Annotated in this window: 12 protein-coding genes; 2 read left to right on the top strand and 10 right to left on the bottom strand. The window is 69.7% G+C overall.

Annotation, left to right across the window (positions count from 1 at the left end):
- Positions 1-67 precede the first annotated feature (67 nt).
- A complete protein-coding gene (gene argJ / locus H5407_RS05265; protein ID WP_183103379.1) occupies positions 68-1,297 on the top strand; it encodes a bifunctional glutamate N-acetyltransferase/amino-acid acetyltransferase ArgJ in 1,230 nt (409 codons plus the stop codon).
- A 27-nt stretch (positions 1,298-1,324) separates the two neighbouring features.
- Here the strand turns inward: argJ and H5407_RS05260 are convergent, their stop codons facing one another.
- The gene (locus H5407_RS05260) at positions 1,325-2,872 is read right to left on the bottom strand and encodes a hypothetical protein (RefSeq protein ID WP_183103378.1); all 1,548 of its coding nucleotides are present in this window, start codon (positions 2,870-2,872) and stop codon (positions 1,325-1,327) included.
- A gap of 261 nt (positions 2,873-3,133) precedes the next feature.
- On the opposite strand from H5407_RS05260, the gene H5407_RS05255 reads away from it, so the two are divergent.
- Positions 3,134-4,378 (top strand): SAM-dependent methyltransferase, encoded by a 1,245-nt coding sequence (locus tag H5407_RS05255; RefSeq protein ID WP_183103377.1) that lies wholly within the window; start codon positions 3,134-3,136, stop codon positions 4,376-4,378.
- Positions 4,379-4,439: 61 nt separating this feature from the next.
- On the opposite strand, the gene H5407_RS05250 is transcribed toward H5407_RS05255, so the two are convergent.
- The 9 genes from H5407_RS05250 to H5407_RS05210 form a co-directional block, all read right to left on the bottom strand.
- Positions 4,440-6,155, bottom strand: a complete 1,716-nt coding sequence (locus H5407_RS05250) for an MFS transporter (RefSeq protein ID WP_183103376.1) — start codon at positions 6,153-6,155, stop codon at positions 4,440-4,442.
- A gap of 547 nt (positions 6,156-6,702) precedes the next feature.
- The gene (locus H5407_RS05245; RefSeq protein ID WP_183103375.1) at positions 6,703-7,257 is read right to left on the bottom strand and encodes a YcnI family protein; all 555 of its coding nucleotides are present in this window, start codon (positions 7,255-7,257) and stop codon (positions 6,703-6,705) included.
- Positions 7,258-7,273: 16 nt separating this feature from the next.
- Positions 7,274-9,688 carry a TonB-dependent receptor gene (locus H5407_RS05240; RefSeq protein WP_183103374.1) on the bottom strand — a complete coding sequence of 805 codons (2,415 nt, stop codon included), beginning with the start codon at positions 9,686-9,688 and terminating at the stop codon, positions 7,274-7,276.
- A 158-nt stretch (positions 9,689-9,846) separates the two neighbouring features.
- Positions 9,847-10,254: a DUF2946 domain-containing protein gene (locus H5407_RS05235; RefSeq protein ID WP_183103373.1), complete on the bottom strand. Its 408-nt coding sequence runs from the start codon at positions 10,252-10,254 to the stop codon at positions 9,847-9,849.
- Positions 10,255-10,318: 64 nt separating this feature from the next.
- Positions 10,319-11,107: an ABC transporter substrate-binding protein gene (locus H5407_RS05230; protein ID WP_183103372.1), complete on the bottom strand. Its 789-nt coding sequence runs from the start codon at positions 11,105-11,107 to the stop codon at positions 10,319-10,321.
- A gap of 109 nt (positions 11,108-11,216) precedes the next feature.
- Entirely contained in the window at positions 11,217-12,479 is a 1,263-nt protein-coding gene (locus H5407_RS05225; protein ID WP_183103371.1) for a M20/M25/M40 family metallo-hydrolase, read from the bottom strand.
- Positions 12,476-14,260 carry a 2-oxo-4-hydroxy-4-carboxy-5-ureidoimidazoline decarboxylase gene (uraD, locus tag H5407_RS05220; protein ID WP_183103370.1) on the bottom strand — a complete coding sequence of 595 codons (1,785 nt, stop codon included), beginning with the start codon at positions 14,258-14,260 and terminating at the stop codon, positions 12,476-12,478. The genes H5407_RS05225 and uraD overlap by 4 nt, the downstream gene beginning before the upstream one ends.
- Before the next feature lie 3 nt (positions 14,261-14,263).
- Positions 14,264-15,208: an allantoinase PuuE gene (gene puuE / locus H5407_RS05215; RefSeq protein ID WP_183103369.1), complete on the bottom strand. Its 945-nt coding sequence runs from the start codon at positions 15,206-15,208 to the stop codon at positions 14,264-14,266.
- Positions 15,205-15,909 (bottom strand): GntR family transcriptional regulator, encoded by a 705-nt coding sequence (locus H5407_RS05210; RefSeq protein ID WP_183103368.1) that lies wholly within the window; start codon positions 15,907-15,909, stop codon positions 15,205-15,207. Before H5407_RS05210 ends, puuE begins: the two co-directional genes overlap by 4 nt.
- Positions 15,910-15,955 lie beyond the last annotated feature (46 nt).

Below are 15,955 nucleotides of genomic sequence, written 5' to 3'. Positions count from 1 at the left end.
GCCGGGGTGCAGTCCTACAATCCCCGGCGAACGGCGCCGTGGGGCGCCATCTGAAGCCTGCTGCATCATGCCCGTCAATCTCACCGCCCCCGATCCTGCCTCGCTCCATCCCGTCCCCGGCGTGCGCCTGGGCATCACCATGGCGGGCGTTCGCAAGGCCAATCGCCGCGACCTCAGCGTGATCGCGCTGGATGAAGGCAGTTCGGTCGCTGGCGTGTTCACCAAGAACCGCTTCTGCGCGGCGCCGGTGCAGATCTGCCGCGAGCACCTGGCTGCGGGGCAGGGCATCCGCGCCATCCTGGTCAACACCGGCAATGCCAACGCCGGTACCGGCGAGGACGGCCTGGCCCGGGCACGTCAGAGCTGCGAGGCCCTGGCCGGCCTGATGGGGCTGCAGCCTGCGCAGATCCTGCCCTTCTCGACTGGGGTCATCATGGAGACCCTGCCGGTGGACCGCATCGTCGCGGGCCTGCCCAAGGCCGTCGAGGCCCTGCGAGCGGACGCCTGGGCCGAAGCCGCCGAAGGCATCATGACCACGGACACCCTGCCCAAGGCCGCCTCGCGGCAAGTGCAGATCGGGGGGCGCACCGTGACGATCACCGGTATCTCCAAGGGTGCCGGCATGATCCGTCCGAACATGGCCACCATGCTGGGCTATGTGGCCACCGACGCCCACATCGCGCCCGAGTTGCTGCAGGGCCTGGTCCGTGATGCGGCCGATGCCTCCTTCAACCGCATCACCATCGACGGCGACACCTCCACCAACGACTCCTTCGTGCTGATTGCCACTCACAAGGCTGGCCATGCGCGCATCGAGTCGCTGGCCTCGCCCGAGGGTCAGGTCTTGCGTGATGCCGTCATTGCCGTGGCCCAGCAGCTGGCGCAGGCCATCGTGCGGGACGGCGAAGGCGCGACCAAGTTCATCACCGTCAAGGTCGAGGGCGGCCGCGACGAGGCCGAATGCCAGCTGGCCGCCTATGCCATCGCCCACTCGCCCCTGGTCAAGACCGCCTTCTTCGCCAGCGACCCCAACCTCGGGCGCATCCTGGCCGCGGTGGGCTATGCCGGCATCGCCGACCTGGACCAGACCCTGATCGACCTTTTCCTGGACGACGTGCACGTGGTGCGCCAGGGCGGCCGCCACCCCGACTACCGCGAGGAAGACGGGCAGCGGGTGATGAAGCAGGCGGAGATCACGGTGCGCGTTACGCTGCATCGTGGCCTGGCCCAGGCCACGGTCTGGACCTGCGACCTGAGCCACGACTACGTGACCATCAACGCCGACTACCGCAGCTGATCGCGACCACGCGCCGCGGGGCCGAGCTTAGAAGTCCACCGCCCGCGTGCGCAGGCCGCGGGCCACCAGCATGGCGTTGATCAGCTGGGCTTCTTCACGGCTGGCAAAGGGCCACACCGCGGCCCGCCAGCCCTCGGGCGTCTGCAGCACTTGCTGTTCGAGCTGCTTCCTGCCCACCAGAGGCTGGATGAGGGGCTGCATCTTCTGCAGATAGGCTTCGGCCTCGGCCTTGCTGCCCATGACGGGGCCCACCAGGGCGACCAGGGGCGCGTTGTCGGGCCCGTTGGCGCGCGTGCCAGCGTCGCGGGCCTTGCCAGCCGGGCGCTGCCTGAGCGTTTCGGCGGCGGAGCCGGCCTCCTTGCCGTCGTTGGTGGACTCGCTGGCGGCGTCCTTGATCGAGGCGTCCTTGCTGGTCTCCGGGTTACGCAGCGGCGGGCGTTCGATCTTCATCGCCGGGCGCACGACGGCGGGCGCCCGAACCGACGGGCCGGCGCTGTTGGCGCGCTCGATGATCTGATCGGTAGGCCGGGTTTCCCTGGGCGTGTCCTTGCTGGCGGCCTGGGCCGGCCCGTGCGCAGCATCCTCGGCCTTGCGCGCGCGCTCGGTCTCCCGTGCTGGCGCTGCCGAGCTGCCTTCAGGTCGAGAGACCAGGTGCGGCCTGATGTCCGGCGCCGAGGCCATGGTGTCCGGGAGCTGGCTGGCGCTCAGCAGCGGGCGCTGGGCTTGGCCCTCGCCAGGCTGGGGGGCCTGTGGGCTGCTTGGGCCGGACTCGCTGGCCGCCGGAACCGGCGTGGCTGTGCTGGCCGCGGCCTCCGCGCTGGCGGCCTGGGCCGCAGTCGATGCAGGCACGTCCGGCAGGGCGCTGCTCGCGGCCGCGCGGGCCGCAGAAGAGGCTGCCTGGGCCGGGCGGTCCGGCTTCGTCGGCCCCGTCCTGGAGCCGCCCATGCCGGCCAGCAGCACCAGACCCAGCAGCAGCGCCATCAGCAGGCCGAAGGCGCCGACCTTCAGCGGATGCAGGCAGCGCGGGCCGCGGATGTAGAGCCGCAGCCCGGCGCCCTGGGCGACCAGCACGCGGGTACGGCCCGGGCCGGCGTCGATGGCGGCGCTGAGCACATAGATTTCCTCCGGCCAGGCACCACCGCCGTCCACAGGCCCCTGGGCAGCCAGTGCCTCGTCAACCGGGATGTTGCGCAGGGGCCAGCTGCCGTCGTCCGGACGCTGGCTGTAGCCATGGCGCCGCGCGAACTCACCAGCTTGCGCGGCCGACACCCCGACCACGAACTGCTCGCTGAACACCGGCCAGCGCTCGCGTGGAGGCTTGCCGCCCGGCCGCCAGGCGAGCAGGCGCTGCAGCAGGCCCGGCCTGGGCCGTTGGGTGAAGGAGGGGACGGCCGTCTCGGTGCTGGGCTCGCCCAGCACCGGCTCCTGGGCTTCGCGCGGTGGGCCGCTGCGCATGAAGGGCAAGGCCACCACGCCCATGGTGTGCACGTCCAGGGGCCGCACATGGCGCGCCAGCGGATGCCTGTTGTGCCAGGCGGCCAACTGGGTGGACAGCAGCGTTTCCAGGGCTTGCATGGCTTGGGGCGGGGCAGGTGTGCAGGTGCGGCAGGACGGGGTGGACGACAGGGCGCGCACGACGCAGCGCAAGCCGTGTCAGCGGGCATTGTCGCTGCAGTGTCCACGTCGGCGTGCAGGACCTAAGCCATGAATAGCCGGCAAGGCAACGCCCAGATCCGGCGTGAGCAGCGCCGGCTTGCCGTGTCGGGGGTCGCATCGGGGACAATCCGGCATCCGCCCGGAATGCCCCGGACGCCTGCTTTTATCGTCTGCCCTCTCATGTTCAGCCACCTGATCGCCCCCGCCACTGCGGCTCCCGATGCCGACGACGCCGTCGCCCGCTTCCTGCACAGCCTGCGCAGCGTGCTGGCAGGGCGCCAGGGCTTCCGGCTGAGCCTCGCGAGGCCCGAGGGCGGTGAGCCCGACCTGGAGCGGCTGATGGTGCGTGAGATCGAGCTGCGCGGCGAGCGTGCCCTGAGCTTTCTGTGGCGCTACAAGACCCGCGACATCACCAAGAATCACGGCCTGGAGGCGGGCCTGGACGAGCTGGCCGGCCTGTTGGGCCACCCTTTCCAGAACGCCCATCTGCTGACGGACAGCCGCGAGCTGCAGTTGGCCTACAGCCGCAAGGGGCGGCCGACGCTGCGGGTCGGCAAGCTCAAGCCGTCCGCTGCAGTGGACGAGTCCTCTGTCGAGGCGGCCAGCCACGACCGCAGCAAGCAGCGCCACCTGGCGATGGAGCGCCCGGTCTGGCGTGACCTGGGTCTCACCCACGAGGGGCGCCAGGGCCTGGAGCTGGTGCCGGCCATGTCCCGCAAGTGGAAACAGATCAACAAGTTCATCGAGATCTTCGGCAAGGCCCTGTCGCAGTCGGCCCTGGCGTCGTCGCCCGATGTGCATGTGGCGGACTTCGGCTCGGGCAAGGGTTACCTCACCTTCGCCATGCACGACTACCTGCGTGAGCTGGGCAAGGCCACCCATGTGCTGGGCGTGGAGCTGCGTGAGGACATGGTGCGCCTGTGCAACGAGGTCGCTACGCGCAATGCCTGCGAGGGCCTGCGCTTCGACCAGGGCGATGTCCGCGAGTACCGGCCCGAGCGGCTGGACGTGATGATTGCCCTGCATGCCTGCGACATCGCCACCGACTTCGCCATCCACCTGGGCTTGCGGGCCAAGGCCCAGATCATCATGTGCTCGCCCTGCTGCCACAAGCAGTTGCGCCCGCAGATGCAGAGCCCGTCTCTGCTCAAGCCGCTGCTGCAGCATGGCATCCACCTGGGCCAGGAGGCCGAGATGATCACCGACGGGCTGCGCGCGCTGCTGCTGGAGTCCGAGGGCTACGACACGCAGGTCTTCGAGTTCATCTCGCTGGAGCACACCAGCAAGAACAAGATGATCCTCGCCGTGCGCCGCCCGCAGGGCATCAGCGCCGAGCGCCGAGCCCAGTTGCTGGCGCAGATCGAGGACATCAAGCGCTTCTACGGCATCCGCGAGCAGGCGCTGCAGGACTTGCTGGCGGCCTGAACCGCGCAATTGACAAGGGGCCCCGCGGGCCCCTTGTCATGTGGATGGTCCGTGCGCTGGCTCAGTCCTCACGGTGCAGCGAGGCCCAGGAGCGCGCCGCCAGGCTCAGCAGGGTGAGGCCGCCCAGCACCGGGCCCAGCAGGATCAGGGCTTCGGCCGCTTGATGCAGCAGGGGCCGGGCCTCCAGCAGTGCCAGGTCTTTGCGGAAGTACACGACCAGCAGCAGCAGCGCGCAGTACAGCGCGGGGGTGCGCAGGCGGCCGATGTCGCGGCCCATCACCTCGCGAGAGGCCAGCAGGAAAAGCGCAGAGGCCACGAAGACCAGGGTGAAGAAGGTCTGCATCAGCGGAGCACCTTCACCCAACTGGCCGCGGTAGCACCATGCCGGCACCCAGACCAGGCACAGCAGGCCCAGCACCACGGCCGACTTGCGCGCCCGGCCTTCGGTCTTGTCATCGCTGATGCGATCGCCCTCGGGCTTGCTCATCATGGGCAGCACCAGCAGGCAGATCAGGCCGGTGGCCACATCGATCAGCAGGGTCCAGCGGTAGCCGAAGGCCTCGGACACCACGCCCTGCCAGGTGGCTGCGATGGCGATGGCCAGGTTCATCAGCGCCATGTAGGCAGTGAACTGCGTGGCGGCCACCTTGGGATTGGTCACGTCCATGAAGATGGCCGCGCGTGTGCCGTACATCATGCCGTTGAAGACGTTGTAGCTGATGGAAGCGATCCACAGGGCCGTGATCAGGGCCGGCACGGCCGCGCTGCCGGAGGGGCGCGGCATGTCGTAGCCGTTCAGGCGCATCTGCCACCAGAGGTAGAGGACCGGACCGCTCATCAGCACGATGTACAGGCTCAGCATGCTGCGGCGGCCCAGCTTGTCGGACAGCATGCCCCCGACCACCATGGAGACGGCGCCGAAGATGGTGCACCAGAGGTTGAGCAGGGCCACGTCGCCGTCGCCCATGCCGAACTCGACGGCCAGGTTGGACTGCAGTGCCAGGCCCAGGCACATGGCTCCGACCGGCAGCAGGCCGAAGAACATGGCCGAGAAGGCCCCCCGCGAGCCCAGGAAGGAACGGAAGGACTGCACGGCGAAGGCCTTCATCTCGCTGGCAGCCTGGCTCAGGGTGGCCTTGGGCGCTTCCGCGGCGGCCCCTTGCTGCTCCAGCTGCTCGGCCAGCGCTTCCTTCATGGGCAGCACGATGAAGCCGGTCACCAGCAGGATGGACAGCGCCACCATCACGAAGCTGGGCTGGAAGCCCACGGTGCCCATCAGGTAGAGCACGCCGCTGCCGCCGATGGCCTGTCCGACATTGGCCCCAGCGAACATGAGGCCGTTGGCCAGTCCGCGTTCGTCCTCGTGCAGCGTGTTGCAGGCCAGGGAGTCGATGGCCACGTCCTGCATGGCGCCGAAGGTGTTGTGCACCAGCAGGATGCTGGTGAACAGGGCCAGGCCGGAGGGCAGGGGCACGGCCATCAGCGCGAGGATGGTCAGGGCCATCATCAGCTGCGTGAACAGGATCCAGGCGCGGCGATGGCCGAAGCGCTTGGAGCGGAACACGTCGATCACGGGGCCGAAGGCCCACTTGAAGGCCCAGGGCAGGTAGAAGGACGCCACGAAGGCGCCGATGGCGGCGGGGCCTACGCCCATGCGGCGAAGCTGTGTCGCCACCGCGATGGCAGCGAAGCCCAACGGGATGCCCTCGGTGACGTACAGCGCGAAGAAGGCGCCCAGGCGGCCATTGCGTGTGGCCAGCAGGTTGGGTAATGTCATTCTTGTCCTCGACGCCGCGGTGCGGCGTTCCTCATTCCAAACGGACGCGATTATCCGGCGCCATGGCAGGCGCCCAATGCGCGTGATCCCGGCCATGACCTTTGGCGAATCAAGCCTCAGATCCAGGCAATAAAAAAGGCGGCCCCCGGGTGAGGGGCCGCCAGGAGGCGCCGACGGACGCTGCCCATGAGACATGGCAGGAGCGATCCTGCCTGTGGGGCCGCAGCGTGGAATGGAGAGCCTGGGCGCCGAGCCGCGCAGATCAGGCGAGCCCCTGAGGGCACGCGGTCCGGGCGCGGTCGTGTGAGGGGCGGACGACTCAGCCCGACGGACAGGCCCGGGCGCAGGGATCCGCCCCGTGGGGGCAGGTCTTGCGGCCAGGGCCGCGGCGCAGGGCTTGTGGTGTGTGTCGAGGCGTCATGCATGGCATCTTCGCGCGGCCGGCGTTTTGCAAAAGCCTGAAGAAGGCAGGTCGGCAGGCTCACTTAGATACCGGTGCATTCCGGTGCTTTTCCACTTCTGGCGCATGCTTGTCCATCGGCACGACTCAATGCGCATGCTCGCCACCTCCCGCTGCCTTGAGCATCAGTCGCACCGCCGGTGCCTTGAGCCCGGCCGTGCTGGTGGCGCCGCTGGCGGGCAGCTCGGCCCAGTTCCATTCACCCTGGGTGCAGCGCTGGCGGACCTTGAACCACACCGCCCCCACGGTCTCGGGCAGGCCGCCGCGCAGTACGAATTCCTCGTACCAGCCGTCCTGCAGGTAGTGCGGCTCGTCGCGGGCCGTCCAGCTGACCTCGGTGACGTCCTCGCGGATGGTCTTGCCATGGCTCTCGTAGGGCTGGGCCAGCGTTTCCTTGCGGATCGCCAGGGTCCAGCCTTCCTTGGGCTGAGGCTTGGCGCCGCGCAAGCCCTCGGGCAGGGTCACGGTGACCTGGGTGGTGGGGGCGCCGTCGCAGCCGTGGCCGACGCGCAGCACGGCCTTGTAGTTGCTGCCGGCGACGGCCTCGGCCTGCTCAAGCGACACATGAGCCCGGGCCTGGGTGCCCACCAGCACGCCCAGCGCGCAGAAGAGGGAAAGGAAGGGGAACGTCTTGCGATGCATGGTGTGGCTCCAGCGCTCAGAGATCGAACTTCAGTTCCGCGTGGAAGGTGCGCTGCGGATAGGGGTGGAAGTTCCAGTACTGGTAGTTGTTGAGGTTGTCGATGCCGCCGGCCAGGCTCCACTGGCGGTTGATGCGCCACTGCAGGCGCAGGTCCGTCGTGAAGTACTTGCTGGTGCCCTGGTAGGCGAAGCCGTTGGGGTCGCTGTTGTCCAGGGTGCCGTATTGGCGCCCGCTGTAGCGCATGCCATAGCTCAGGCTGAGGTCGGGTCGGACCTGCCAGCTTGCCAGCAGGGTCGCGCGCCAGCGCGGCACGCGGGGCTGCCACTTGCCGACCACGTCGCCGGGCACGCTCACGTAGCCGCTGCTGGCCAGCATGCGTGAGTCGGCATAGGTCAGGCTGCCGCTGAGGCCCAGACCCTTGAGCAGGCGCTCGGTCCAGCCGCCGGCGGTGCTGAAGGACAGCTCCAGGCCGTTGGTGCGCACGTAGTCCACGTTCTGGACGGTGGTGGCGTTGGTCGCCACGTTCAGCAGCGAGTAGAGCGCGTCATGGGTGTCCTCGCGGAACCAGGTGATGCGCAGCTGGCTGCAGGCCTCGCCCCATTCGGCGCTGAGCTCGGTGGTCCAACCCTTTTCGGGGCGCAGGTCGGGGTTGTTGTTGATCACGCCGCCGGTCTTGGCGTCGAAGCCGCCCTGGTAGAGCTCGCTGACGGTGGGGAAGCGCACGGCGCGTCCGGTGCTGGCCTTGAGCATCCAGTCCTCACTCAGCTGGTGCGACAGCGCGGCCTTGGGCGACAGCGCGTGCAGGCTGCGTTCGGCATGGCCCATGACGCAGCGCTGGGTGGCCGGGTTGCAGGCGCCCTTGCCGGCCGTGCCCATATAGGCTGCTTCAGTGCGACCGTCCAGGGCCTGCCAGTGCTCGGCGCGCAGGCCCAGCACGGCCTGCCAGTCCCGGCCCAGCTCCCAGCTGTCCTGCAGGTACAGCGCGTCGCTGCGGGTCTTTCCGGCGAAGAGCGAGGCGAAGCTGGCCGCAGCACCTGTGCGCCAGTCGTCGGTGTTGTCCACCCGGGTGCTGAGCGTGCCTTCCTCGCGTGAGAGTCCAGCCTCCAGCACATGAGCGCCGCCCGGGCGCCAGACACCGCGGGCGCTCAAGGTCTTCCAGCCCGTGCCGTGCTGGTCCGTGAGGCGACCGGCCTCGGGCTGGGCCTTGCTGACGGGGGCGTAGCTGCGGGTCTGGTCGCCGAGGTAGTCGTACTGGCTCCAGGCCAGGCTGTAGTCGAAGAAGCCCATGGTGTGGGACTTCAGCGTCAGGGCTTGCATGCGGTGATCGAGGGCATCGCGGCTGCGGCTGAAGTCGGAAGCGGCGAGCGTGTAGCGTCTGCCGTCGATGACCACGCCCTGGCTGATGTCGCCGCCGTAGCGGTTGTCCACCGTCTTGCCCTGTGCATCGCGCAGGTAACTGCGGGAGCTGCCCTCGCTGCGGTTCTTCCAGTCGGCCAGCACATAGCTCAGGCGCAGGGTGGGGCTGAAGTCCCAGGCGAGCTTGGCCTTGAGGTGGTCCTGGGTGGTGTCGTACTCGGTGGCGCTGCCGATCAGGTACCAGTCCTGCATGCTGCGGTTCTTGTCCAGCACGGCGCCGCTGACCACGGGCAGCCCGGCGGTGGGGGCGGTGCCGGTGCTCAGCAGCTTGCTGGCGAAGACCAGTGGCTGGCCGTGGCTCTGGCTGCGGCTGGCGTGCAGCCACCAGGCCAGCGCACCGTCGCGGCTGCCGACCGAGAGGCTGCCCTGCGTGGCGCGGTAGGTCTCGTCCTGGCTGTACATCGAGTTGGGCTGCACCGCGGTGGCCACGCGGCCGTGGGCCTCGAAGGACTGGGGCATGCGGGTCTGGTAGTCGACGACCGCGCCCGCGGCATTGCCCGAATAGCCGGCAGAGAAGGGGCCGTAGAGCACATCGACCCGTGCGATCTCCTCGGGCGTTACCAGGCCCCAGCGGGGCGCGAAGGTAGCGCCGTTGCCCAGCAGGTTGGAGAGCTGGATGCCGTCGGCGAAGACCAGCGAGCGGGCGCTGTTGCCGGTGCCTGATGCGCGGGTGGATAGCACGGCGTGGTTGTAGTCGCCGATATAGCGCTTGCGCACCAGCAGGCTGGGGAAGTACTTCAGCGCGTCCTCGGCATCGGTGGCATTCACGGTGCGGGCCAGGGTGGCGGCGTCGATGCCCTCGATGGTGGTGGGGATGGTGGTGGGGAGCGAGGTCGGCGAGTTGCCATGCACGGTGACCACGCCCAGCTGCTTGGTCTGGGAGTCACCCTGGTCGCCGGCAGGGGGCGACGAGGGCGGCGTGGCGGAGTCGATCGTCTGAGCCTGGACGTTGGTGAGGACGAAGGCCAGGGCGAGGGCCTGCAGCAGGGGCTGCAGAGGGAAGGACTTGTTCATGATGGAGGTACAGCAGTGCGCGGGGCCTTCCCCGGCTCTTGGGCGGTGGCGGCCACACAGTCCGTCGCGGCTGGCCAGGCCCGGGGCTCGGGCAGGGCGGCACTTCAACGGGTTTTGCCGACCGGATCCGGCAGGACGCGGACCCGGTGGGGTGTCAATCAGGGAAGCAGGGGTCCCTGGGGCGGCCCGCGCGAGAGGGCGGCTTGCCAGACGCTGCGCTGTGCAGGCGAGGAGAGAAAGCGCTCGGGCAGCAGGGCCAGCACGCGGACCTCAACCGGCTGCACGCCGAGGGCGGACATGGGCAGGGCCAGGTCCTGCTGATGGGACGCGCAGAACTTGCAGTGGGTCGAGAGCCCGTGGTCCTCGACGCCATGACGGCGGCTCTCGGGCCATTCACCCAGCAGTGCGCGGGGCGAAACCAGGCTGGCGCGGCAGACCTGGGTGAAGGGCGTCAGCTCACCCCGCTGAGCTGCTACCACCTGCGACAGCGCGGGCGCCAGCGCGCCGAACCAGAGGCTCAGCAGCACGAGGCAGCGCATCAGCAGGGAGGGGCGGCGGGGGTTCACGGGCCGCAGTGTAGCCAAAGGCCCCGTCCAGGAACACGAACTGGATCAAGCCTTCCGGACAGGTTCAGGACAGGGTCGGCTCCACGCCATGCTGCAGCAGCAGCTCGCGCCAGGCAGGGTCCTGCGGCAGACCCGACACGGCCCGGCGCAGCCAGTCGCTCTGCTCGGTGGGCATCAGCGGCGACAGCAGCAGGCGCCGCTGGTAGCGCAGCCGGGGGGTGTCGGCGATGTGGATGCGGGCATCGAAGTCAGGCAGCCGCTGCCGCCAGCCCGCCAGGCCGCTGCGGGATATGAACATGGCGTCCACCCGCCCCAGCAGCAGCATGCGCAGGCAGGACTCCTGGCTGAAGGAGTCCAGGCGCTGCACATCGCCGGCCTTCACCAGGACTTCGGTCTCGGGGTAGACATGGCCGAAGACACCGCCCAGGGTCAGGCCCTTCAGGGAGGCCGGCTCCTTGTAGTCCACCGGGCGCGACTTCAGCGATGCCACGAGGTCCTCGTCCTGCATCAGCGGCTCAGTCCAGATGAAACGGTGTCGCTCGAGGTCCTGGAACCAGGCCGGGCTCACCCAGGGCACAAGGCCCATCCAGTCACTGCGCCCGACCAGGGCGGCGACCCGTCTGCGCGGCAGCAGCTCTTCGTGCATCGGTGGCAGCAGTGATCCGGCACGCTCCTGCAGCAGGGTCAGCAGCGATTGCGTCAGGCCTTGACCCGGGCCGGTGGAGAAGGGCGGGTAGTCGTAGTAGCTCAGCACTGGCAGGGCCGCGTGGCCCATCGCCCGCGCGGGTGCGCCGCCCAGGGCGGTCAGGGCGAGGGCGAGGCAGTGTCGGCGGCTCAGTGCGGCAACAGGCATGGCGACTCCAGCGGGGCAGGGGCAGGTCTTGCGACGCCATGCCTCTGCTGGCCGCCAGTATGCGCCCAAACCCGCGGCTGGCGGTGCGCCCGGGGCAACACCGGCGGGATCAGGCGCAGAGCAGATCCAGCAGCGTGCGCGCCACCACCTGGGTAGCTCGGCGCAGGTCCTCAAGCACCAGGTGCTCGTCGGCGCGCTTGGCATTGGACTCCAGCACGGTGCGCGGACCGGCCCCGTAGATGGCAGCCGGGATGCCCTGCTCGCCGTAGAGGCGCACGTCGGTGTAGAGCGGGGTGCCCGAGGTCGGGATGGGCTCTCCGAACACGGCCTGGCCGTGGCGCTGCAGCGGCTCTGTCAGGCGCTCGTGGCCCGGCAGGGGTTTCAACGAGCGGGCCAGCAGCAGGCGCCGCACCTCCACCGTGCCCGCGAAGCCCTGGGCGGCCTCGGCGATCACGCGGCGCAGCTCGGCCTCCACCTGCACCGGGTCCTCCTCGGGAATCATGCGGCGGTCCAGCCTCAGCACCACCTTGCCGGGGACGACATTGGTGTTGGTTCCGCCCTCGATGCGGCCCACGTTCAGGTAGGGGTGCTGGATGCCCGGCACCTGGCTGCACAGCTGGCGGTAGCGCTCGTTCTGGGCATAGAGCGCGTTGAGGATCTTCACCGCGCCCTGCAGGGCATCGATGCCGGTGTCCGGGATGGCGGCATGGGCCATGCGGCCGTGCACCGTGAGCTCCATCTGCAGGCAGCCGTTGTGGGCCGTCACCACCTGGTAACTGAAGCCGGCGGCCAGCAGCAGGTCTGGGCGGGTGAGACCGTGCTTCAGCAGCCAGCCGGGGCCCAGCTCGCCGCCGAACTCCTCGTCGTAGGTGAAATGCAGCTCCACACCACCGCGCAGGGGCTGCTGCAGGCTTTCCAGCGCACGCAGGGCGAAAGTGTAGGTGGCGAAATCGCTCTTGCTGACGGCCGCCGCGCGGCCATAGAGCCGGCCATCGACGATGTCTGCGCTGTAGGGGCCGTGGGCCCAGCCTTCGCCGGGCGGCACCACGTCGCCATGGGCATTGAGGGCGATCACCGGGCCGCCCTCGCCGTAGCGGCGTCGCACGATCAGGTTGGTGATGCTCTGCAAGCCGGCTGCCTCGACCTCGGCCTGCGGCACCGCATGCGGCTCGGCCTGCAGGCCCATCGCTGCCAGCAGTTCGGCCGTGCGCTGGGCATGAGGGGCGTTGTTGCCCGGCGGTGTGTCGGTAGGAACCTGGACCAGGGCCCGAAGATAGGCCACCTCCTCATCGAAATGGGCGGAGATCCAGGCGTCGAGCTGCGCATACAGCGCCTGGCGTTCGGGCGTGGTGGGTGGGGTGGGTTGGCTCATGCCTTGTGTTCCTTGCTCAATTCCTCCAGCAACGCCAGCAGGGCGCGCACGGCGAGGTCTGCATCGTCATTGCTGACGGTCTCCAGCGGGTTGTGGCTGATCCCCAAGTTGCCGCCGCGCACGAAGAGCATGGCCTGGGGCAGGGCCTCGTGGATCTTCATGGCGTCATGGCCGGCGCCGGAGGGCAGGCGGTGCACCGGCAGGCCCAGGCGCTGCACCGCGGCTTCCCAGCGCGCCTGCCAGGCCGGATCGCTGGGCGCGGCCGAGGCCACGACGGTGGGGGTCAGCGTCCACTGCAGGCCGCGGCGCTCGCAGACGGCCTGCAGCTGGGCGCGCACAACGCTGTCCAGGTCGTCGCGCCGGGCGTCGTTGCCTGCGCGCAGGTCCAGGCTGAAGCGACAGCGCCCGGGCACCACATTGATCGATCCGCCCGGTACCTCCAGCAGGCCGACGGTGGCCACGGTGCCAGGTCTTGCCAGGGCCTCGCGCTCCACGGCCAGGACCAGCTCGGCCACGGCGGCGGCGGCGTCGCGGCGGCGGTCCATGGGCGTGGTGCCCGCATGGCTGGCCAGGCCGATGATCTCGCCCAGGTAGCGGCGGCTGCCGTTGATGGAGGTGACCACGCCCAGAGGCAGGTCCAACTCGCACAGTACCGGGCCCTGCTCGATGTGCAGCTCCACATAGCCCAGGTAGCCGGCGGGATCGCGACGCAGGGCCTCGATGGAGTCCAGGGTGCCGGGATGACCGGCGGCGCGCAGGGCGTCCTGCAGGCGGACGCCGTCCGCATCGCGCTGCTCCAGCCAGGCCGGTTGGAAGCGCCCCACCAGGGCGCTGCTGCTGAGGAAGGTGGCGGCGAAACGCTGGCCTTCTTCCTCGGCAAAGGCCACCAGCTCCAGCGTGAAGGGCAGGCGGCGGCCCTGCTGCTTCAGATGCCGAACGGCCTCGATGGTGGCCAGCACGCCCAGGCGGCCGTCGTGGCGGCCGGCGTTGCGCACGGTGTCATAGTGGCTTCCGGTGAGCAGGCGCGGTGCCTCGGGCCGCGTGCCGTGCAGGAGACCGACCACATTGCCCAGGGCGTCGATGCCCACCTCATCGAAACCCGCCTCGCGCATGGCGAGGGCCAGGTCTTGCGCGACGGCCTGGTGGACAGGCGTCATGTAGGTCACGCAGAGCTGACCCTGCTCGGCGAAGGGCTGCTCCGAGTGCCGCGCGAGGCGATCGGCGGCGTCGAGCACGGCATTGCCCAGCAGGGGCGGGGCCTCGAACTTGTCGTCCAGCCGGATCTCGGCGATGCGGTGGATGTTGCGCAGGCACTCGGCGCGCTCCAGGTCCGGCGGTGCGGCCAGGCGGCGCTCGAAGGTCTCGATGATGGCCTGGCGCGAGAGGCCAAGGCCTCGCGGCCCGCGCACAGCCAGGATGAAGGGCCAGCCGAAGCGCTGGCCATAGGCCTTGTTCAGGGCCTGCAGGCGCTCGAACTCGGCGGGGCTGCAGTGTTGCAGGCCGGCTCGGCTCTGCTCGTCGGTCGATTCGACAGTCAACTGGCCGGCGATGGCCGCCTTGCCGGCCAGCTCCGGATGGGCGCGGATCAGGCCCAGCTGCTCGTCCAGCGAGGCCTGGCTCACCACCTGAGCCAGGGCCAGCTTCAGGGCGGGCAGGCTGGCAAAGGGCCGCCGGGCGGCGGCGCGGCGGGCGATCCAGGGCGAATGCTCGTAGACACCGTCCAGCGCGACCGCGAAGGCCTCGGCGTCCAGGGTGTTGAGGTGGTCAAGATCCAGGCTCAAGGCTCACTCCCAGACAAAGGCGGAGGCGGGGTCGAAGGGGTGCGTGGCGCGCCAGTGCCGCGCGATGTCGATGCGGCGGCAGATCCACACCTGCTCGTGGGACTGCACATGGTCCAGGAAGCGCTGCAGGGCCCTCATGCGGCCCGGGCGGCCCAGCAGGCGGCAGTGCATGCCCACGCTCATCATGCGCGGGGTCTCGGCGCCCTCGGCGTAGAGCACGTCGAAGCTGTCACGCAGGTACTCGAAGAACTCGTCCCCGTGGCTGAAACCCTGGGGCAGGGCGAAGCGCATGTCGTTGCAGTCCAGGGTGTAGGGCACGACCAGGTGCGGGGCCAGGCTGCCGTCGCTGCGGCGCACCTGCAGCCAGAAGGGGAGGTCGTCGCCGTAGTAGTCGCTGTCGTAGGCGAAGCCGCCGTGCTCTGCCACCAGGCGGCGGGTGTTGGGGCTGTCGCGGCCGGTGTACCAACCCTCGGGACGCTGGCCGGTCAGCTGCTCGATGACGGCCATGCCGCGCTGCAGGTGCGCGCGCTCCTGGGCCTCGTCCATGCCCTGGTAGTGGATCCAGCGCCAGCCGTGGCAGGCAATCTCGTGGCCCAGCTCGACGAAGGCCCGGGTCAGCTCGGGATGCCGCTCCAGCGCCATCGAGACGCCGAAAACCGTCAGCGGCAGGCCGCGGCGCTCGAACTCGCGCAGCAGCCGCCACACGCCCACGCGCGAGCCGTACTCGTAGATGCCCTCCATGCTCAAGTGCCGCGCGGGGTAGGCCGCGGGGTTGAACATCTCTGAGAGGAACTGCTCGGACGCAGCATCGCCGTGCAGCACCGAGTTCTCGCCGCCTTCCTCGTAGTTCAGCACGAACTGCAGGGCCACGCGGGCCTGGCCCGGCCACTGCGCCTGGGGCGGGTTGCGGCCGTAGCCGACGAGGTCGCGGGGGTAGCGTGCGTTCATAGCTGCAGGGCGGTCCTGAGGTCGGAAGAGGGTTGTTGCAGGCGCAGATGGGCCTCGACGTGACCCAGGTGGTCCAGCATCAGCTGCTCGGTGCGGGCGGCATCGCCGGCCTCAAGGGCATCGACCAGGGCCTCGTGGCCCGCCTGGCTCTCGGCCGCCGAATGGCTGCTCTGGTACATCAGCGCGATCAGGGAAGAGCGCGAGAGCAGCTCCTGCAGCAGGTCGGCCAGCACCTCGTTGCCCAGCAGGCGGGCGAGCAGCACGTGGAAGTCTGCCAGCAGGCGGGTGCGGCCGCTGACGTCCTTGCGCTTCACCGCGGCGCGCTCCTCGCGCAGGTGGCTGCGGAGCGCACGGATCTGCGCCGGCGTGATGCGGCCGGCGAGCTCGCGCGCCAGCTGCGTCTCCAGCATGCGGCGCAGCTCGAAGACCTGGCGGGCCTCCTCCACGCTGGGCTCGGCTACGCAGGCGCCGCGGGCCGGCGTGAGCGTGACCAGACGGTCGCGACTGAGCTGGTTGAGGGCCTGGCGCACCAGGGTGCGCGAGACCTGGAAGAGATCGGCCAGCTTCTGCTCCGCCAGGCGGGTGCCGGGCATCAGGCGGCGCTCGATGATGGCCTGGGTCAGGGCTGCGGCGATGCGGTCGGTGGCGCTGTCGCCGTCCAGGGACGCGGCAGGCGCCTTGCGGTGGGACGGGCTGGGCATGGTGACTCTTGGGTTGTGTGCTGAAGTGTATACACTTTGCCCATCG

The sequence above is a fragment of the Mitsuaria sp. WAJ17 genome (assembly GCF_014174515.1).
In the GTDB taxonomy this organism is placed as follows: domain Bacteria; phylum Pseudomonadota; class Gammaproteobacteria; order Burkholderiales; family Burkholderiaceae_C; genus Roseateles_B.
This window is presented reverse-complemented; position numbering and strand designations above follow the sequence as displayed.

Excerpts from the sequence above, each read along its gene's own strand:
- argJ (WP_183103379.1), top strand. The coding sequence starts at position 68 with ATGCCCGTCAATCTCACCGCCCCCGATCCTGCCTCGCTCCATCCCGTC.
- H5407_RS05260 (WP_183103378.1), bottom strand. The coding sequence starts at position 2,872 with ATGCAAGCCCTGGAAACGCTGCTGTCCACCCAGTTGGCCGCCTGGCAC.
- H5407_RS05255 (WP_183103377.1), top strand. The coding sequence starts at position 3,134 with ATGTTCAGCCACCTGATCGCCCCCGCCACTGCGGCTCCCGATGCCGAC.
- H5407_RS05250 (WP_183103376.1), bottom strand. The coding sequence starts at position 6,155 with ATGACATTACCCAACCTGCTGGCCACACGCAATGGCCGCCTGGGCGCC.
- H5407_RS05245 (WP_183103375.1), bottom strand. The coding sequence starts at position 7,257 with ATGCATCGCAAGACGTTCCCCTTCCTTTCCCTCTTCTGCGCGCTGGGC.
- H5407_RS05240 (WP_183103374.1), bottom strand. The coding sequence starts at position 9,688 with ATGAACAAGTCCTTCCCTCTGCAGCCCCTGCTGCAGGCCCTCGCCCTG.
- H5407_RS05230 (WP_183103372.1), bottom strand. The coding sequence starts at position 11,107 with ATGCCTGTTGCCGCACTGAGCCGCCGACACTGCCTCGCCCTCGCCCTG.
- H5407_RS05225 (WP_183103371.1), bottom strand. The coding sequence starts at position 12,479 with ATGAGCCAACCCACCCCACCCACCACGCCCGAACGCCAGGCGCTGTAT.
- puuE (WP_183103369.1), bottom strand. The coding sequence starts at position 15,208 with ATGAACGCACGCTACCCCCGCGACCTCGTCGGCTACGGCCGCAACCCG.
- H5407_RS05210 (WP_183103368.1), bottom strand. The coding sequence starts at position 15,909 with ATGCCCAGCCCGTCCCACCGCAAGGCGCCTGCCGCGTCCCTGGACGGC.